Here is a 17,890-nt window from a genome sequence, read left to right as displayed (position 1 = left end):
TTTTACCAACAAATACGGGACTTTTAAAGAAAAATATTTTTAAAATTTAGTGATAGAAATCTATTTTCGAAAAAAATAGAAACATCGAATAAGAGAAAATGGAAGGAATAAAAGTGAAATTTACAGGCTTTTATTAAATGTAAAATAAACAATAATTCTCTTTAAAAGCTTTATTTTTGCAATCTGAAAAACAGACTTCATGATTTTACCTTTCTTCAAAAAAATACAAAATACACCTCGAGGATTCCGTATAGCAAATACTGTGTTTTTTTTCCTTTCCGGATTTGGCTATTCTTCCTGGGTATCCAGAATTCCGCATATACAAGCGCAATTGCATTTAAGCGAAGCTGAGTTTGGAGCTGTTTTATTTGCATTTCCAATTGGATTAATGCTTACAATGCCGTTTACAGGAAAGTTATTAAATAAATACAGCAGTCGTTATATTATGCTTTTAGGAGCGATTATGTTTAATATAGTTCTGTCTTTACCGGGTTTAGCCGCTTTTGTATGGCAGCTGGTAATTATACTTTTAATTTTTGGTGCTTCGCGTAATATTTTCAATTTATCGATTAATGCGCAATCTCTTGAAGTGCAGAAATTATATCCAAAATCGATCATAACCCGTTTTCATGCAGTTTGGAGTATTGCTGTTTTTTCGGGAGCAGGTTTGGGTTATGTAATGGTTACACAGCATATTGCACCATCACATCATTTATTAGGAGTAAGTGTTTTTATGCTGGCTCTTACAGCTTGTTTTTATCCGTTGAGTATTCATAATGAACCTGTACCGGTTAAAAAGAAGTTTTTTTCGATGCCGGAAAAAAACCTTGTAAAGTTTGCGCTTATTTGTTTTGTTTCAATGGCTTGCGAAAATACGATGTACGACTGGAGCGGAATTTATTTTGAAAATATACTAAAGGCTTCGCCAAAGCTAACCAGTGCAGCATTTGTATTTTTTGCGACTGCGGTAACTTTAGGGCGTATATTTGGTGATTATGGTGTAATGAAATTTGGAACTAAAAAAATCCTGCTTTACAGTGGTATTTTAATAACTGTTGGTTTTGCTCTTTGTTTTATTCTGCCATATGCTTACCCAACTATTTTTGGTTATGTTTTAATAGGATTTGGAGTTTCCTGCGTAGTTCCGTTGGTATTTAGCATTGCTGGAAGATCTTCAAAACTCAGCAGCGGTTCTGCCTTAACTTCTATATCAACTATTGGTTATCTTGGGTTTTTATTGGTTCCGCCAATGGTTGGTTTTATCTCTGAATATCTGAGTATGAAATGGGCGTTTTTAATTATGGCGCTTTTAGGTATTCTGATGATTTTTATGGTGAATAAGATCGGGGAGAATGAATAATTTTTTTCTTTGTTTTATATATTTGACGCTTAAACTGGACTGAAGTCCAGCTCTACAAAATTGATCGAACCTCCGGTTCTTTTAATATTGTGAAGAATTCCGGTGGAATGAATTATATTGTAGCAAGAATTTCAATCCCTTTGAAATTGAATTAAAAGAAATTAAAGCTTAAAGATTATCCTTAGTTTTGATTTGGATCAAAATCATACATAAAGTCATTCAATTGACCACCAGAACTTTCCAGACCTACAATATCCATTAATTCTTCAAAATAAGTACAAATCCTTTCACGATTTTCTGTATCCAATTCAAGATAAATTTCTGAAAAACGATTAAGTCCAGTTTTTATTGCATTTTGATAATCTTCATCTGTAGGATTGTTTGATTCTGCAATCTTTTTAAAATCATCTGCAGCTGAATTAATTTTTTCTGTTAAAATAGGTTTTAATTTTTCATCACCAATTCCTGGATAAAAAATGGTATTGTCGGGTAGAAATTTTTCTTTGTTTTTGAAATTTTGAAATTTAGGCATAGTATCACTTGTTGTTTTCATCTTCGTTTGTCCACAAGATAAAAATGAAAATATTATCGTTATTAAAAATAATTTTAATTTCATTATTATTTCTTCGTCATAACAAACTTCTCAGAACTCACTTTTCCATTCAATTTTCCTGAAATCTCAGCAGTTAAAGTATTATTTGCACCTTTTGTATACGTGATTTTTTGAGGATAATCGTGTTTTGCGTTTTCAAAAACCAATTGTTTGTCAGATTCTGCAGTTGATGGAAAAGCTACGGCTTTATCTTCGTTTTGTCCTTTTACAGTTGCGAAATAAGTTAGGGTTTCGCCTTTTTGAGCTAAAACGATAGTCTCAAAATGCAAAGTATCTTTTCCTTTTATAAAATAAGAATAAGCGTTGAAAGTACTGTCGTTTAGTTTTCCCCAGTTTTCCGTTAAAACACCATCTGGTGAAGTATTTTCCCAGTTTCCGATAAGCCAGTCGGCAATTTTGATTTTATCTTTTTCTACCGATTCCTTTTTCTGGCAGGAAACAACAGCTAATACAAGCGCTAAAAGAGTAATTTTCTGAAACATATTTATGATTTTTGATTGTACTAAAGTATGAAAAAAAAGTTTGCCACTAATTACACAAATTTTCACGAATTTCTTTTTTAAGAAACTGGAAATGTTTTGCCACAGATTAAAAGGATTAAAATGATTTTGTCTCACGCAGATTCAGCAGATTTAGGCAGATTTAATTTTGATTCAGAATTGTATAAATCTGCGAGTATCAGCTTAAATCTTTTCAAATCTGCGTGAAAAATAAATTCGTGAAAATTCGTGTAATTAGTGGCAAAAAAAACACACAGTAGAAAAAAAATCTTTTTAATCCCTTTAATCTGTGGCAAAAAAAACTAAACGCTTTCTTCTAAAATCGAATACACCAATTCCTTCGTTGGTTTCTGATCTTTCAGTTTGGCACGTACTTCATCAAAAGTGACTTTAAAATCACAACCCGATTTATATTCAGCGCAGCCATAAGCCGTTTTTCCTTTTAAGATGGTTCCTTTTTTACATTTCGGACACATTAAAGAATCTGATGATTCTTGTTTTGTTTTTTTTGCTTCGGTTTTCTTTGGTTCTAATTTAAGTTTGTAATTTTCCTCAAAACGAATTAAACCCTCAACAGTTCCAGATTCGGTTTTAAATCCTTTTATATTTACAGTTGAACCTTTTTGAACCAACCTTAGATACTGACTTTCGGTAATTTTTTTATCTAAAAAAACATAAGGCAGTACAAAATCACAACCAGCTTTATACTCACTGCATCCAAAAGCCGATTTCCCTTTTATTAGATTTCCTTTCTGGCATTTCGGACAAGTTTCTGCCGAAATTCCGTCCGCTTTCTTTTTTTCTGGTTTTACAGCTGGTTTTTGAATCGTTGCAGCATGCGAAATATTAGCGTGTCTTGTTTCGCTTCGAACTTCGTTAACCAAAGCCTCAACCATACGTTTCATGTTTCGAATAAAAGCAGCAGCTGTAAAAGTACCTTTCTCAATATCTTTTAACTGTTTTTCCCAAGAACCTGTAAGTTCAGCCGATTTTATCAATTCATTCTGAATCGTATCGATCAACTGAATTCCGGTTGTTGTTGGCAAAACCTGTTTTTTGTTTCGAACAATATACTGACGTTTGAAAAGCGTTTCGATAATATTTGCACGCGTTGACGGACGCCCAATTCCGTTTTCTTTCATCAATTCGCGTAAATCTTCGTCATCGACTTGTTTTCCTGCGGTTTCCATCGCTCGCAGTAAAGTTGCTTCGGTAAAATGATTGGGCGGTTTGGTTTCTTTTTGAAGGAAAGAAGGTTCATGCGGACCTTTTTCACCCACAACAAAGCTCGGTAATAAATCGGGTTCTTTTTCTTTTGCATTTGGATCTTCAAAAACAACACGGAAACCCTTTTTCAGGATTTCTTTTCCTGTCGCTTTAAAAGTTACATCGGCTGCTTTTCCAATAACCGTTGTGTTTGCAACGAGACAATCATCATAAAAAACGGCAATAAAACGTTTTACAATTATATCATAAACCTGCTGCTGATTGTACGGCAGATTAATCTCAATTCCTGTTGGAATAATCGCGTGGTGATCGGTTACTTTTTTATCGTTAAAAACCTTTGGAGATTTTTTAATTTTCTTTCCTAAAAGCGGTTCTGTTAAATGACTATAATTCGTCAGTTTTTGTAGAATTCCCGGTACTTTCGGATAAATATCTCCCGGCAGAAAAGTGGTATCAACTCTGGGATATGTAATCGCTTTTTGCTCGTATAAAGTCTGTGCTATTTTAAGCGTTTCTTCTGCAGAAAACCCAAATTTTTGATTGCAATAAACTTGTAAACCCGTTAAATCAAACAGTTTTGGAGCATATTCGTTTCCGTTCTTTTTATCGACCGAAACAATTTCGAAATCACTTTCTTTGACTTTTTCAGCCAGAATTTCTCCATCTTCTTTTTTCAGAAAACGACCTTCTTCGTAGCTAAAAAGAGTTTCTCTGTACAAAGTCTGCAATTCCCAATAAGGCTGAGGTTTAAAGTTTTCGATTTCTTTAAATCGGTCTACAACCATTGCCAAAGTTGGCGTCTGTACACGACCAATAGATAAAACTTGTTTGTAACCGCCATGTTTTACAGTATACAAACGTGTAGCATTCATTCCCAGAAGCCAGTCGCCAATCGCTCTTGAAAATCCGGCGTAGAATAAATTATCGTAGTTTTCAGATGGTTTTAAGTTGTCAAAACCTTCTTTTATAGCTTCGGTTGTTAGGGATGAAATCCACAAGCGTTTTATTTCGCCTTTATAATGCGCTTCGTTCATCACCCAGCGCTGAATTAATTCTCCTTCCTGTCCGGCATCCCCGCAGTTTATGACTAATTCGGCTTTGTCGAAAAGTGATTTTATAATCTTAAACTGCTTTTGAATTCCCGAATTCTGAACAACTTTGGTTTCAAATTTTTCGGGAAGCATTGGTAAGTTATTTAAATCCCAGCTTTTCCAGTGCGGTTTGTAATCGTTAGGTTCTTTTAAAGTACATAAATGCCCAAAAGTGTAGGTTACGGCATAACCGTTGCCTTCATAATATCCATCGTGTTTGGTATTGGCGCCCAAAACAGATGCGATTTCACGTGCTACACTTGGTTTCTCAGCAATACATACCTTCATTTCTCTCTTTCTTATCCGAAAGCGAAATTAGGAATTTAAAAAGTGGTATTGAAATTTAAAGAGGCAAAGTTACAAAGTTGCTAAGCCACAAAGGTTTTTGTTTCACGCAGATTTAAAAGAGATTTGAGCAAAATCTGCACACAATAATTTAAAAAATCGAATAGAATTTTTAATCTTATAATTCATCAATAAAGCATAAAAACCACAAACAGAAGCTTGTGGTTTTTATATTGATTAGATTTAAAAGTAAATCAGCTTATTGTTTGGTTCTTAATTTTAGACGCAAATTGAATTGTTTAACAATGTCTTTAACATGCTCGTCTTTGATTTGTTTTCTGTTTAACCCTTGTAGATCTCCTACATATCCTGTAAATACATGACTTATAAAAAGAGGAGAAAGATTTGATTTATAATATGTATTGTGACAAGAGAAACAATTAACAAGATTAGATACCGAATTCCCGTGTATTGATGTTGGATTAAAACCTACCTGAACATAAGTTTCCATAGTAATATTGTAGGCTGAAACCGAACCTCTGGTTAATTTTCCAGGAGCAGAATTTGAAAGATCATAACTCAACGAATCTAATAAAGCCGCTTGTGCCGGAGTACTATTGTATCCTGCGGTATTTATCCATAATGAACCATTGTAAAAATAATTGTTCCAGATACCTTTTAGCTGTGTTTTAACGCTTTGATTAATAGTACGGATATTATTTAAGTTTTGTGAACCATTTTGGCTGGTTTGCATAAAAAGCTGAACATTATGAGTGCCTTTCATTGCTTTTTCAACAGGAACACCATATTTGTAAACAGAAAAAACATCAGTATAAATCCCATTTCCTGAAGTGATATTAGTAACCGTTGCCGTACTGGCTTTATTAAAAAATGGGTAATCAACTGTACTGGTCACCGGCGCATCAGTTGTTGGCGTAGCTTTTGACCAATCGTAAGCAGGTGCAAGATTTTCGTGTTCAAAAGTAGCCCACACAAATTCAGGATGATTTTCTACAATTCCAACTACGTGCATTCCCAAAAGTGCTACTTTTGTTTTTACTCCATTTATTACTCCTTGAGTAACAAAATAAGAAGAAGGATCTTTAAGAACGCTTGCATCAATCCAAGAAGTTTTAAGTTCTAATGAACCTACAGGAAAAGCTATATCTTTTACTTTAGTAGGGTCATTTTTTGCTATTGGACCATATTTTAGCATAGTTCCATACATAAGTTTGTCCATAAATATAGAATAATACACCGTAGTCGATTTAGGAACACCCGATGGATAATTTGGCGTTTTTAAGATATCAGTACTACCACTTGCCTGAGCAGTATCTGTTAAAACAATCCCGTTACTTGGGTCTAATCTCTGACCTGCGGCATTCACCTGAATCAGGTTAGTAATGAATTGCGGTTGTCCGTTAACCTCATTAGTCAGCCAAAGAAATTTTTGCCATGACCATTGATGAAAGTCGCAGTTTGTTACTGTTGCATTGTTAGCAAATACGCTTGTTGGTCCTTCATTTGGTGGAGGAGTTTGGCGCGTATTGTTTACGATCGTAAACCAATTAGCAGGAGCTAAACACTCAGAATCTGCAGCACTTTCTTTTACAGTTGTATAATTATCTTTTTCTCCCTTTGAGTCCTTTTTACAGGCACCAAATGAGATTATTATGATAAAAAGTAATACCATTTTTGTAGTTTTCATAATATGGAGCTTTAGTTAATTTTTGTAATTATTTCTTTTGAATACCTGAAAGTAGATAATTAAGAAAGTGACTACAAAAAAAATGTCGTAAGTCCGTCATATTTAGGTATAAAACCAACAAAAAGAGTTACTAAAGTTCTAAGATATTAAGATCCTAAGTTTTTGTGCTGTTACGTTGGTTCTCGCTAAGACGCAGAGTTTTGTCATTGCGAGGAACGAAGCAATCTCATCTGGTTATTTTTAAGAATATCTAAATTCTAAAAACATCAATTCTTCTCATCCAATTAATTTCCGATTCTAAAAATTGAAGTTTCGTTTTCACGACTTTATCACTTTTATCTCTTGGATTTTTGCCTACAAACCTGGCTGCAGAATTATTAAAATCTAAAGTATATTTTTCATCAAAGTCTTCTTTTTTATTGGCAGAAAAAGTAATCATATTGTCCTTTACGCTCCATTTCCCTTTTCCGTATTTATTTTCTTCCGGCGGAGTTCCGCCTTGAAGTTTAGAATACGAATGAAATACAAATGTTCCATCTTGATTTAAGGTCAGTTTATATTCAATTATATGTTTTCCCTCTTCGCCAAGTGAACGGGAATAATCGCCCGCAAATTGATTTGATTGGGCAGATAAAGTGATACTGCAAATTAAAAATAAAGTAGTAATTAATGCTTTCATAGTTTTTTTAAGATTTATAAAATAAATTCACCTTCTAAAACAATTACCGCTTCTCCAAGAATATAAACCTTGTCTTGTAAAAGTTCTGTACTCATAGTCCCGGTTCTTTGAGAAGACTGGTAAGCGTTCAATTTTGTTTTATTGAGTTTTATGGCCCAATATTTTGTCAAAAAAGTTTGAATTCCACCAGTTACAGGATCTTCATTAGTTCCAGCCCAAGGCCAAAAATATCGGTAATGAAAATCAAAATTTTCGTTGTCTGAAACAGCAGTTACAAGCACACCGTTTATTCCGGTATGTGAGTTTATCAAGGCTGTGAAATCTGGTTTTAAATTTGCCAGTTCCTTAGCGCTTTCAATCTCGAGTAAAATTATTTTGTTATTTGGGCTGTACCTTTTTTCGACAGTTTCAGAAATTCCAAGAGCATCAAGGAGTTTTTGAGGAACTTCTGTTTGTTCTGTGTCATAAACAGGAAATTGCATTTTGATTTTATTCGCTTCTTTTTCAATATTCAATTCAACATTATCGCAGTTGATAAATTTTATACTGTTTAATGCAGTGGTGCTGAAAAGAATTTTAGACGAAGCCAATGTTGCATGTCCGCATAACGGAATTTCTGTTTTCGGACTAAAAAATCTAATACTATATGTATTGTCTTTTATTTGTTTTATAAAGGCAGTTTCCGAAAAACCAATTTCGGTTGCAATATTTTGCATACTTTCTGCATCTAATTCTGTATCGGGAAGACAAACCGCAGCCGGATTTCCTTTAAATTTTTCATTGGTAAATGAGTCAACAAAATAAGTTTTCATTTTTATTTGGGAGTACGTTAAATGGTATTTTTAGTTAAACGAAAATACGATTAAAAATGCTAATCTGATATAATAGATTCAGATTATATTTACGAAAGAGAAGCTTCTGTGAACCGAAAAAAATCTTCTAATGATTTCTAATTAAATTTATATATTTTTGATCAAAATAAAATTTAACTCCCAAATAACCACTTCAGAAACCTGCCAACTTTATGAGTAACTCTACCCAAGAAACCAGTTTACCAAAAATTTATAACACTACCGCATTAATTGCCTATATCTATGCTGCCTTAATAATTGTATTTGCCATTTACAAACAATTTTTTTATGTAGACAAAACCTGGTTTCATGGTTTTTTAGCAAATGGTTTTGCAGTTTTTAGTGCTGCGGTTTGGTTTGGAATACTACTGGTTTTTAAACTTTTTTTAAATAGAGTGCTTAAGTATGGCAAGGCCGATTCATTAATAATTATATCTTTAGTTTTCCTGGCAATACCTATTTATTCTTTAGGTTCAGTTTTATTCAGTTCAATACCGATATATTTCGCACAAGAAGAACAAGGTTTTAATTCATTAGCTTCTTTTGCTTCGACCTCTATTTCGAGTGCAATATTGCTGATTCTCTCTAATATTGTAATGATAGTGGTTACTATTTTATTAGGAAACCGTATCAGAAAAATTGATGTTATTCTGAAAGATCTTTTCATGATTTTAGGTTTTTCGCTTATTATACTTGGAGTTGGTTCTGCGTTGCAGGCAGTTTCTGTCATCGACAGTGATATCATTATATTTTTGCCAAAAGCAATTGTGGCTGCAGTTTTAGGTTATATTTTGAAAGAGACTTCTCAAATGAATTATGCTGAATTATCTTCGACGTTAAAAGTTGAAATAAATGAAAATGTGAACCTTACTAAAGCTAAAGTTTCATCTCAGAAGGAATCTGAAAAAGTAGAAAAAATAAATGTTTCCAAGAAAAAGGAAGCAATTACTACAGGACCGGAAGTAGTTCCTTATGTTGATATTAACGAGCTCGAAAATAAGGAACTAGTACTTTCTTATTTTGATAATTTATCAACGGATGAATTAAACAGACTTGAGGTTGTAGTGGCTAAAAATTATACTCAAAATTTGACCGACGACCAGAAAAAGAACCTTATTATACAATATATCTCAGAGAGAAAATCGTATGATCACAATCGTTATGCTCCAAAATAAAAGGTGCGTTTACAGACTTAAACTTTCAATTTTAATTAATTATTTTTCTTCGTTTCAATAAGCTGGGTTGGCGAATGGCCGAACAATTTTTTAAAGGCAAACGAAAAATGGGAAAAGTTCTCAAAGCCTAAGTCCAGATAAATGTCAGACGGCCTTTTGTTCTTTTTATCAATTAAATGATATGCTTCTTCAAGTCGTTTTTGAACTAGCCAATGACTTGGAGTAGCATTAAATATTTTTTCGAAATCCCTTTTAAAAGCCGATAAACTGCGTCCTGTTAAGTAGGCAAAACGTTCTATACTTACGTTGAACCTGAAATTACGAATCATAAAAGCTTCAAGGTCTATTTTTTCGGGACTGCCAAAATCAAACAAAATATTGGCCAGTTCAGGATTAACTTTTAATAGTACAAGCAGTAATTCGGTGCGTTTTACATTCAAAAACTGATCATCAATTGTGCCCTTTTCGTTGAAATAAGGAGTAAGCGACTGAATAAAATTTTTAGTTAATGCATTTTTAGTTAATGCTATAATACCATTTGTCGGTTTCTCACTTTCGACTTTAAATTGATATTTTTCATTAAACTCTTTTAAAAAATCCTGTTCAAACAAAATGTAGATTTTTTTAAACTCACCATTATCAGGTTGTTTGGTATATTTTGCTAAATGATTTCTTCTTGCAATACCAAAATCTCCGGGTTTAATTTTGTATTCTTTACTTCCGTCGTAAGCCAGCATCGAACCCGAAACTAAATACATAAAGCAATGCTCAGGAACAAATTGCTCATTATTAAGTGAAGGACTTACATAACAGGCAGATATAGCAGTTTCTTTCATTTTTCAGAATTTTTATTGTTTTGCTAATTGATCAATATCATCTACTTCTAGAATTTGTTTTGGATATCCTTTAGAAACCGCATGAATCATAGCGCGCCCTACTTGTTGAAGTGTCAATGTTTTTTGCGGAAAAAATGGTGCAATTATCGGCCCTAATATTTTGTAGATTGTTTTTACATTTGCCTGTCCTTTAGTTCCTTTCATGATCGCCGGACGAAAATTATATTGATTTTTGCCATATAATTTCATCAGGGCATTTTCTGTTTTGCCTTTAACTCTGGCCCACATTACTTTTCCTTTTTCAGAACTGTCTGTTCTGTTACCGGAAACAAAAATGAAAATCATATCAGGATTCAACTGTAATAATTGGTCTGCAAAAGCAAGTGTTGTATCATAAGTAATTCGGGTAAACTCTTCTTCTTTTTTGCCGACAGAACTAATTCCTGCACAGTAAAAACAGGCGTCATAACCTTTTAATTGTTCAGAGAAATTTTCTAATTGTAAAAGTCAGGTACAAGAAGTTCTTTTAATTTAGAATGATCGAGATCGTAATGTTTTCTATTTACGATCAGTACTTCTTTTACATTTTCGTTTTCTAAACACTCAAATAAAACACCTTCGCCAACCATTCCTGTGGCTCCTGTTATGATTACTTTCATCTTTTTATTTTTTGATTAGACCTAATTTCAATAAACTTTCGGCAGTTGCCAAAATTGCTTCTTCATTCGAACGAGGAGACCAATTTAATGTTTTTTTTGCTTTTTCTCCGCTGGCCTGCATGTATTGTCCCAGTAAAGTAACCAGCATTTTTAACGATGGTTTTTTTAATGCGCTAGCTTTTAAAACCCAGTTAGGCAGCTCTTTTGTTGGAACTTTATCAGCTTCATTGCCTAATTTGTTTTTAAGAATTTTAGCGACATCAAGCATGGATAAAACATTTCCTGTAGTGGCTAAAAAGCGTTCGCCATTTGCTTTAGGATCTGTCATTGCTAGTAAATGCAAATCGGCAACATCGCGTACATCGATGTAACAAGAACTGATTTTTGGACAGGCTTTAATGTCACCTTCCAGCATTTGTTTAATCATTTGATGCGAATGCGAATAATCTGCGCCTAATAATGGCCCCATGACACCAACCGGATTTACTGCCGAAAGTTCCAGATTTCCGCCTTCATTTTTTATAAATTCCCAAGCAGTTTGTTCTGCAATGGTTTTTGATTTTTGATACGCATGAATATTACTGTCAATGTTTGTCCAGTCTTCTTCGGTGTATGGCTTTTTACGGTTTTTGTGTCCCATACCGACAGCACCGAAAGCAGAAGTTAAAACTACTCGTTTTACATTGGCATCTCTTGAAGCTTTAAGGACTCTTACAACACCATCTTTGGCCGGATTAATTAATTCGTCTTCGTGTGTAAACTGAATCGCCGGAGTAGGAGAGGCAACATGTAGTACAAACTCGCAGCCTTTTACTGCTTCATCCCAATTTTTGTCGCTTGAAAGATCAGCCTGAATAAATGAAAGATTCTCAAATGTGCTAATACCGCCCACTTTAAGCATTTGTTTTACTTCGTCTTGTCTATTTAAGGAACGAAGCGTTGTTTTTACCGAATAGCCTTCTTTCAATAATTTTAAAATGCAATGAACGGCAATAAAACCTGAACCGCCTGTAACCAAAACTGTTTTGTTTTTTTCTGAATTTGTCATTTTTTTAAGTTTTAATACTGCAAAGTTCAGATTAAAACGAACAGCTTATTTTGCTATAAAGTCCAAATTTTATGTCTTTAAAAGTCCAGATTTTAGGTTGTTTTTATTAGGTAGATGTTTGATATACTGATTGTTGTTTCTAATTGTTAATCATAGGATTCAGATTCTCATCTTTGTTGCGTAAATCTAAACCGCCTTCATAAACTGATTTAAGATTAGTCAAATAAAAACCCCAACCATTTGAACAGCCAAGTCTGATATATTGTTTAGAAAAATCATCTAAAGCGATATTATGCTGACGAAGTTCAACTAGAGTATAATCGTTTGTTTCGGTTAATTTTATATCTACGAGACAGTTTCCTTCAAAAGTAAATTGTAATTCGTCTTTTCCGTTGGCAGAAATAATTTTTCCTTTCATGGCATCTTTATACAAATACCAAAGCCAATCGTAAGTATTGCCTTCAACAGCGTTTTTATCTTTAGCAATTGGTTGCTGGTTTGCATCAAAAAAAGATACTTTTTCGAGAAACCATTTTTCTAATTCATGGGCTATTGTCCAGGCATTATAAATATCACTGATTTTAGCTTTAATGGCGATTTTTTTGGTGAAAGATGTCCAGTCGAAGTTTTCCATGGTTTGGTTTTTATTTATTCACACAACAGAGTATCAAATTCTAAATGAAGCTGTGTTGCTTCATCACCAACATTAACCCATCTATAATTTCTTAAGATATAAGCATTTCCTCCATCTAAAGTTACACATTTATCTATTCCTCTTGCTCCATTTCTTAAATCATCTTTTGCAAATAATCCAATTGGAGCAGTATAGCTTCTGTTTTTAGTTAGATATTTACAATTACTTGTTTCTATTTCTGAGTGGGAAATGTACTTTGATTTTGTTAAAGTGGGAAGTGTATTATTCACTTGGATTGGAGACATTGAAGAAGAACAGGAACTAAGAAATAAAATCGCTCCAATAAAACTTAGGTAGATCAGCTTATTCATTGTAGATAGATTTAATTACAACAAATATAAGATATTTCTTGTAGATTTTTAACGATGTATTTGCAAGGTTAATTCAAACAAAGAGATAAAAAAAGCGCAAAGTCAGAGACATTTGCGCTTTCTATTATTATAGAGCATATTCTAATTTAAATTTACCCTTTTTCATTATGCTGTAGTTGGGGCTTCTGTAAAGGTTACCATTTGTATCACGTATAGTAAGATATATTATAAAGTTAGAAGTTTGGTTTCCTGTGTCTGAATAGTATGTATCTGGAACAGCCATAAAAATTCCAGGATCACCCCAGGCAATAACATAAGGAAGTTCACCATTGTTATTTACTTTTGTATACCACCACATAGCGCTGTCTAAGTCAACATTAGGCAAACTTCCGGTGTATGTCCAATTAAATAATGTTGTTCCGGCTTGTATATAATCAGGTCCCGAAGCAGTTACTAGCGATGATAATGTTGCGGTAGTAGTGGCGGCAGCTTTTGACGCTTTGCTGTCTTTTGATAACGTTTCTTTTTTTACTGCGTTCTCCATACTGTTTGAATCAGAATTGTCTTCAGAACAGTTTTGGAATAAGAATAACGCTGAAAATGCAAAGGCAAAAAGCAACGATTTAGCGTAGTACTTGTTTGTGTTTTTTTTCATAATCATTTTAATTTAGTTAAAGGTATTTTTGGGGTTTCGTTTAGATTTTTTTATTATAAATACTAAACCTCTATCTCAAAATTAACTGCTTTAAAATTGTTTATGTTACGGATAAACCGTAAAGTTGTTTTTGTAAGAAAATAACTGTATATTGCATCACAATTATAATTATAAAATGATAACTGCAAATTCATATTTAGTAAACAGCTGTTTAATGTGCCTGATGTGCACATTATTGTATTTGCATGATGATACTTTCTTAAAAAGTTCAAAAGAGTTTATTCATTTTGCCCTGTCGCAACTCTAGGCAGGGAACTCCTATATTATAGTTTATTTATTAATCTTCAATTTTTTAGGATATGATATCACTGAAAGCCCTATGCTATTCAGTGAAGAGTTGTATATCATACTGTATGGAAATGAAGCAAACAAGAAAGTCATGTCACACAATATTATATTAACCACAGGAACATACGATTTAATTAAAGATCATGTAAGAAGAAAAAAAGTAACGCCTCAAGAGGAAGAATTGTTACTGGGCCAGTTAAAAAATGCGTCTCAGGTATTGAGAAAAAATCTGCCGGAAGATATTGTTTCCATAAACCGAAAAATAACTTATAAAGACCACACCAATAATGAAGAAAAAACAATTCTTCTGGTTGGTCCCGAAAAAGTAAAAGTAAGTAAAAACAAAATCTCAGTTCTTTCTGATGAAGGTATTGCAATGGTTGGCTACAAAGTAGGAGATCTTATAGAATGGCCGGTTAAAAAAGGGAATTTAAAATTAGAAATTTTAAAGGTAGAAGTTGAGGCATAATATTGTTTTCATTTAAGTTAGTAACATCCCAAAAGAGTTTTCTTTTGGGATATTTTTCTGCATTAAAAATAATAAGATAATTACTTCAAAAAATAAGCATTGAAAGATTAAAATAATTATATTCGTTGCTCTCAATTTGACTAATAACCAACATTAAACGATTATGAAACAAGCAAATACTATTGATGAAGTAATTCAGTTTTTAGATGAAATAATAGAAAAATCAAAGATTGATCAAAGCAATATAGGTTTATTTGCTATTCTGTATCGTGAAGTTACTGTAAGGGTTAAACAAGGCATCGCTGCAGGTTCTTTTCAAAACGGCGAACGAATGGAAAAACTGGATGTTATTTTTGCTAATCGATATTTGAAAGCTTACTATCAATATCAGGCCAAAGAAAAACCATCAGAATGCTGGGGATTTGCCTTTGAACAAGCCGAAAAATTCTGGCCAATAGTTCTGCAGCATTTATTATTGGGAATCAATGCACACGTAAACCTTGATTTAGGAATTGCCTCAGCCCAAGTCAGCACAGTGGAAGATATTGCAGATTTAAAACATGATTTTGACCAAATAAACTTTATACTTAGCAATTTAGTAGGCGGTGTCGAAAAATGTTTAATTAAAATTTGGCCAACGCTTACTTGGATATTAAAATACACAGGAAAAATAGATAATTTCTTTATTGATTTCAGTATGGAAGAAGCAAGAAATGGAGCATGGAAATTTGCTAACGAATTTGTAGCGGTTCCAAAAAATGAAATAGAAGCCTGTATAAAGTTAAGAGATGAAAGAATAACAGAAATCGCCCGATTAGTTTCAAATCCCGGATATTTTGTTAGTGCAGTTTTTAAATTCATACGCTTATTTGAAAGAGGAACTATCGCTCAAAAAATAATTGATATGCAGATAATGGAAGAAAAAAATATGGAATGTGTTGTGGCTTGATTTTGAATGAAATATAACGAAAAAAGCAAGCTGTTATTTCCAATCCAAAATAATACTAAGTAAATTCTCGACAATTATTTTGAGCCAGTTTTTCTTTTTTGGTTCAGTCATTTTACATTCCAATTATATGGTTTTTAGATTTTTTTTTGTGCTATTAAAAGACCCCATATTGCAATTCCAAAGATGATTGAAAATACAATATCACTTTTGTCAAAATTTTCAGAGTCAAATAAGAAGTTGATAATTACACTAGCCAAACAGCATACTATGAGTTTTAATAACTTGTTTTTTAAAGTTTTTGTCGTGATAACTCCACTTTTGCTGTGGTATAGTTTTTTTCATTTTGGATTGAGATTGATTATTAATTTCTCATTGTTGTATTCGTCGCTGTTGCCAGAAATCATCGGGCAGATTTCATGGCTTTTACCTTTTTGATTTTGGGATCTTTTAAAAACTTTAAGTATTCATCTGTTTCCATACCGAAAATGGCTATTTTTCCATTATGGTCATTATGGATTCCAAAACCATATGTTTTTGAGAGAGGTGAAGCGCGAAAACAAGCTTGTCCCTTAGAAAAAAAATCTTCTCTGGCTTTTTCGTATTCACTTTTTGTTAAATCATTCCGATCTGCAAATACCTGAAAAAGAACATCATCAGAAGTGTATTTATACGGATTTTTGCTAATTAGTTCGTATTGCATTTCTGCAACTGTTTTTTTGTCTTTGGTTGGCGGTTTTGTTCCGTGCGAAACTTTGCTATCTTCTGCTGTTTCTATAAAAGTATCAAAATAGTTGGTGGTGTGTATTTTCATCTTCCTATAAATTTGCTTTGTAAATTTAGATTTTTCTTACGGAATATTTTTTACCTACGAAAATAATGTTTTATTTAGGGAGTTATTATCTGGTGGAGAAACTAATGAAAATGTTTTTCAATAACTTTATCAATTATATTTTCTGCCCACAAAAAAGTATTTTCTTCCCAATGTGTATTTTTAAAATTTCTTATAGTCTCTACTTTTTGGCGTAATTTTTTGAGCAAGTCAAGATTTGGCTGACGCATATTCTCTACATACATGATATCCTGCATAATCCAAGATGCATCTTCAAGCGGTAATAATAGATATTGACTAAAAAAGATTTCGTAAATATCAACAATTTTTACAATTCTATTATTGTCATAATTCAACAAGGTGCAACAGAATTGAGAACGCTCATTATCCGTAAAATTATTTAATTCTTCTATAAAACTAAACCATTCTTTTTCATTAAAAGTATCAAGAATTTGATGAATTAATTCGTCACCTTCATAATGCCAATAATCCCCGTCGATATCTTCGTTGTCATTAATGATTTTTTTTATTGTATCAATTTTCTTTTCTAGATTCATATAATTATGATTATAACAAATATACTTTTTTTAGGACACGTTTTATACTGATTGAGAGTTTGTAAATTTTCAGTTGTATACACCCGATTGTTTACAATCACCTAAAAATAATCTGTTATTTCTAATTTCGTTTTGAAATAAAAAATATGAAACCATGGAATTAAAGAATAAAGAAAGAACCGAGAAATTGTTAGAATTAATGAATAAAAGAAATTATTTCACCAAACTAAAACTAGAGCATAAAGAAGACACTTCATTTACAATAACGCTAAAAGTTTCTTCTTATAACGAATTAAATCTAATAGTTTCAGATTTGCTTAAAGCCAGTATTGTTCTAATGAATAAAGAAGCCCGAAGTTTAGCCGTTTTTCATAAAGAAACAGATATTAATGTATTGACTTTACTTGAAATTGCATTACAGCTTTTGCCAGAAGAAGAAATGGAGTTATTAGATGATTTGCATAAGATTTATTTGCAGACTGATACAGTATAAATTTTCTATAATCCGTCCGATAGCGCGGATTTGTAATCCGTGCCCACAAAGATTAGTTTGTGCTTTTGTAATAAAAAAAACTACATGATTTTGTAGCTTTTATTTTTTGATGTTTTTTGTTGTGTCTTATTGTTGTGGGCACGGATTGCAAATCCGCGCTATCGGGGCTGGGCGAATTGTAGAGATATATCTGCGCGATCGGGTTAAGGTTATTATTTATTTTTTTTTTTGTTGCTATATAAATGATATAACTGAAACTTAATACATAAGTCATAAAGCTTATTAATGAAATTATTGTATTGTTCATTCCTGAGGTAACAATATTTGTTCCGATTCCTACAATAAAAAGGAGAATAGCAAGTAGGATTTTTGTTGAATTTCGCATGAATTGTAATTAAATTTTAGGGAATATGGAGTGATTTTTTCTCGTAAAGGTTTGTATATGTCCACTAGCGCGGATTTGTAATCCGTGCCCGCAAAGATTGGTTTGTTCTGTTTGTAAATATAAAAAAGCTACATGATTTTGTAGCTTTTTGTTTTTGCTGATTTGTAT

Annotated in this window: 20 protein-coding genes; 5 read left to right on the top strand and 15 right to left on the bottom strand. The window is 32.7% G+C overall.

The features are described 5' to 3' along the window. Positions 1-199 precede the first annotated feature (199 nt). Positions 200-1,360 (top strand): MFS transporter, encoded by a 1,161-nt coding sequence (locus ACODSB_RS13490; RefSeq protein WP_073482855.1) that lies wholly within the window; start codon positions 200-202, stop codon positions 1,358-1,360. Positions 1,361-1,541: 181 nt separating this feature from the next. On the opposite strand, the gene ACODSB_RS13485 is transcribed toward ACODSB_RS13490, so the two are convergent. The 6 genes from ACODSB_RS13485 to ACODSB_RS13460 form a co-directional block, all read right to left on the bottom strand. Continuing rightward, positions 1,542-1,976, bottom strand: coding sequence for a DUF4844 domain-containing protein (locus tag ACODSB_RS13485; RefSeq protein ID WP_488937428.1), 435 nt, complete (start codon positions 1,974-1,976; stop codon positions 1,542-1,544). 2 nt (positions 1,977-1,978) lie between these two features. Then, the gene (locus ACODSB_RS13480) at positions 1,979-2,455 is read right to left on the bottom strand and encodes a DUF6265 family protein (protein ID WP_488937427.1); all 477 of its coding nucleotides are present in this window, start codon (positions 2,453-2,455) and stop codon (positions 1,979-1,981) included. 320 nt (positions 2,456-2,775) lie between these two features. Further along, positions 2,776-5,079 carry a type IA DNA topoisomerase gene (locus tag ACODSB_RS13475; RefSeq protein ID WP_488937426.1) on the bottom strand — a complete coding sequence of 768 codons (2,304 nt, stop codon included), beginning with the start codon at positions 5,077-5,079 and terminating at the stop codon, positions 2,776-2,778. A 256-nt stretch (positions 5,080-5,335) separates the two neighbouring features. Beyond that, complete coding sequence (locus ACODSB_RS13470) at positions 5,336-6,784, bottom strand: hypothetical protein (RefSeq protein ID WP_488937425.1); 1,449 nt, start codon at positions 6,782-6,784, stop codon at positions 5,336-5,338. Between the two features lie 250 nt (positions 6,785-7,034). Further along, a complete protein-coding gene (locus ACODSB_RS13465) occupies positions 7,035-7,463 on the bottom strand; it encodes a copper resistance protein NlpE N-terminal domain-containing protein (protein WP_488937424.1) in 429 nt (142 codons plus the stop codon). Positions 7,464-7,477: 14 nt separating this feature from the next. Continuing rightward, entirely contained in the window at positions 7,478-8,275 is a 798-nt protein-coding gene (locus ACODSB_RS13460) for a PhzF family phenazine biosynthesis protein (RefSeq protein WP_488937423.1), read from the bottom strand. A gap of 212 nt (positions 8,276-8,487) precedes the next feature. Between ACODSB_RS13460 and ACODSB_RS13455 the strand changes: the two genes are divergently transcribed. Beyond that, positions 8,488-9,489 (top strand): hypothetical protein, encoded by a 1,002-nt coding sequence (locus ACODSB_RS13455; protein WP_309841533.1) that lies wholly within the window; start codon positions 8,488-8,490, stop codon positions 9,487-9,489. A 35-nt stretch (positions 9,490-9,524) separates the two neighbouring features. Here the strand turns inward: ACODSB_RS13455 and ACODSB_RS13450 are convergent, their stop codons facing one another. The 7 genes from ACODSB_RS13450 to ACODSB_RS13420 form a co-directional block, all read right to left on the bottom strand. Next, on the bottom strand, positions 9,525-10,325 hold the full coding sequence (locus tag ACODSB_RS13450) for a helix-turn-helix domain-containing protein (protein WP_488937422.1): 801 nt from the start codon (positions 10,323-10,325) through the stop codon (positions 9,525-9,527). Between the two features lie 12 nt (positions 10,326-10,337). Then, positions 10,338-10,670, bottom strand: a complete 333-nt coding sequence (locus tag ACODSB_RS13445; protein ID WP_319800430.1) for a Rossmann-fold NAD(P)-binding domain-containing protein — start codon at positions 10,668-10,670, stop codon at positions 10,338-10,340. Positions 10,671-10,819: 149 nt separating this feature from the next. Beyond that, complete coding sequence (locus ACODSB_RS13440) at positions 10,820-10,984, bottom strand: Rossmann-fold NAD(P)-binding domain-containing protein (RefSeq protein ID WP_319800429.1); 165 nt, start codon at positions 10,982-10,984, stop codon at positions 10,820-10,822. 4 nt (positions 10,985-10,988) lie between these two features. Next, the gene (locus ACODSB_RS13435) at positions 10,989-12,032 is read right to left on the bottom strand and encodes an SDR family oxidoreductase (RefSeq protein WP_488937421.1); all 1,044 of its coding nucleotides are present in this window, start codon (positions 12,030-12,032) and stop codon (positions 10,989-10,991) included. 139 nt (positions 12,033-12,171) lie between these two features. Next, positions 12,172-12,666 (bottom strand): SRPBCC family protein, encoded by a 495-nt coding sequence (locus tag ACODSB_RS13430; protein WP_488937420.1) that lies wholly within the window; start codon positions 12,664-12,666, stop codon positions 12,172-12,174. Positions 12,667-12,680: 14 nt separating this feature from the next. Continuing rightward, positions 12,681-13,037 carry a hypothetical protein gene (locus tag ACODSB_RS13425; protein ID WP_488937419.1) on the bottom strand — a complete coding sequence of 119 codons (357 nt, stop codon included), beginning with the start codon at positions 13,035-13,037 and terminating at the stop codon, positions 12,681-12,683. A 127-nt stretch (positions 13,038-13,164) separates the two neighbouring features. Then, entirely contained in the window at positions 13,165-13,692 is a 528-nt protein-coding gene (locus ACODSB_RS13420; protein ID WP_488937418.1) for a hypothetical protein, read from the bottom strand. Positions 13,693-14,131: 439 nt separating this feature from the next. Here ACODSB_RS13420 and ACODSB_RS13415 point away from each other — a divergent pair, with 439 nt between their 5' ends. Next, positions 14,132-14,509, top strand: a complete 378-nt coding sequence (locus ACODSB_RS13415; RefSeq protein ID WP_488937417.1) for a GreA/GreB family elongation factor — start codon at positions 14,132-14,134, stop codon at positions 14,507-14,509. A 163-nt stretch (positions 14,510-14,672) separates the two neighbouring features. Next, positions 14,673-15,458, top strand: coding sequence for a DUF5995 family protein (locus tag ACODSB_RS13410; protein ID WP_488937416.1), 786 nt, complete (start codon positions 14,673-14,675; stop codon positions 15,456-15,458). 400 nt (positions 15,459-15,858) lie between these two features. Here ACODSB_RS13410 and ACODSB_RS13405 read toward each other — a convergent pair whose 3' ends face one another. Further along, complete coding sequence (locus tag ACODSB_RS13405; protein ID WP_488937415.1) at positions 15,859-16,269, bottom strand: DUF6157 family protein; 411 nt, start codon at positions 16,267-16,269, stop codon at positions 15,859-15,861. A 101-nt stretch (positions 16,270-16,370) separates the two neighbouring features. Next, a complete protein-coding gene (locus tag ACODSB_RS13400; RefSeq protein WP_488937414.1) occupies positions 16,371-16,844 on the bottom strand; it encodes a hypothetical protein in 474 nt (157 codons plus the stop codon). 154 nt (positions 16,845-16,998) lie between these two features. Between ACODSB_RS13400 and ACODSB_RS13395 the strand changes: the two genes are divergently transcribed. After that, positions 16,999-17,337: a hypothetical protein gene (locus tag ACODSB_RS13395; RefSeq protein ID WP_488937413.1), complete on the top strand. Its 339-nt coding sequence runs from the start codon at positions 16,999-17,001 to the stop codon at positions 17,335-17,337. Positions 17,338-17,890: the final 553 nt, after the last annotated feature.

The organism is Flavobacterium sp. FG68, assembly GCF_057808895.1.
The sequence above is the reverse complement of the archived record's forward strand: the minus strand, read 5'-3'. Positions and strand labels throughout refer to the sequence as shown.

Excerpts from the sequence above, each read along its gene's own strand:
- ACODSB_RS13490 (WP_073482855.1), top strand. The coding sequence starts at position 200 with ATGATTTTACCTTTCTTCAAAAAAATACAAAATACACCTCGAGGATTC.
- ACODSB_RS13485 (WP_488937428.1), bottom strand. The coding sequence starts at position 1,976 with ATGAAATTAAAATTATTTTTAATAACGATAATATTTTCATTTTTATCT.
- ACODSB_RS13480 (WP_488937427.1), bottom strand. The coding sequence starts at position 2,455 with ATGTTTCAGAAAATTACTCTTTTAGCGCTTGTATTAGCTGTTGTTTCC.
- ACODSB_RS13475 (WP_488937426.1), bottom strand. The coding sequence starts at position 5,079 with ATGAAGGTATGTATTGCTGAGAAACCAAGTGTAGCACGTGAAATCGCA.
- ACODSB_RS13470 (WP_488937425.1), bottom strand. The coding sequence starts at position 6,784 with ATGAAAACTACAAAAATGGTATTACTTTTTATCATAATAATCTCATTT.
- ACODSB_RS13465 (WP_488937424.1), bottom strand. The coding sequence starts at position 7,463 with ATGAAAGCATTAATTACTACTTTATTTTTAATTTGCAGTATCACTTTA.
- ACODSB_RS13460 (WP_488937423.1), bottom strand. The coding sequence starts at position 8,275 with ATGAAAACTTATTTTGTTGACTCATTTACCAATGAAAAATTTAAAGGA.
- ACODSB_RS13455 (WP_309841533.1), top strand. The coding sequence starts at position 8,488 with ATGAGTAACTCTACCCAAGAAACCAGTTTACCAAAAATTTATAACACT.
- ACODSB_RS13450 (WP_488937422.1), bottom strand. The coding sequence starts at position 10,325 with ATGAAAGAAACTGCTATATCTGCCTGTTATGTAAGTCCTTCACTTAAT.
- ACODSB_RS13445 (WP_319800430.1), bottom strand. The coding sequence starts at position 10,670 with ATGATTTTCATTTTTGTTTCCGGTAACAGAACAGACAGTTCTGAAAAA.
- ACODSB_RS13440 (WP_319800429.1), bottom strand. The coding sequence starts at position 10,984 with ATGAAAGTAATCATAACAGGAGCCACAGGAATGGTTGGCGAAGGTGTT.
- ACODSB_RS13435 (WP_488937421.1), bottom strand. The coding sequence starts at position 12,032 with ATGACAAATTCAGAAAAAAACAAAACAGTTTTGGTTACAGGCGGTTCA.
- ACODSB_RS13430 (WP_488937420.1), bottom strand. The coding sequence starts at position 12,666 with ATGGAAAACTTCGACTGGACATCTTTCACCAAAAAAATCGCCATTAAA.
- ACODSB_RS13425 (WP_488937419.1), bottom strand. The coding sequence starts at position 13,037 with ATGAATAAGCTGATCTACCTAAGTTTTATTGGAGCGATTTTATTTCTT.
- ACODSB_RS13420 (WP_488937418.1), bottom strand. The coding sequence starts at position 13,692 with ATGAAAAAAAACACAAACAAGTACTACGCTAAATCGTTGCTTTTTGCC.
- ACODSB_RS13415 (WP_488937417.1), top strand. The coding sequence starts at position 14,132 with ATGTCACACAATATTATATTAACCACAGGAACATACGATTTAATTAAA.
- ACODSB_RS13410 (WP_488937416.1), top strand. The coding sequence starts at position 14,673 with ATGAAACAAGCAAATACTATTGATGAAGTAATTCAGTTTTTAGATGAA.
- ACODSB_RS13405 (WP_488937415.1), bottom strand. The coding sequence starts at position 16,269 with ATGAAAATACACACCACCAACTATTTTGATACTTTTATAGAAACAGCA.
- ACODSB_RS13400 (WP_488937414.1), bottom strand. The coding sequence starts at position 16,844 with ATGAATCTAGAAAAGAAAATTGATACAATAAAAAAAATCATTAATGAC.
- ACODSB_RS13395 (WP_488937413.1), top strand. The coding sequence starts at position 16,999 with ATGGAATTAAAGAATAAAGAAAGAACCGAGAAATTGTTAGAATTAATG.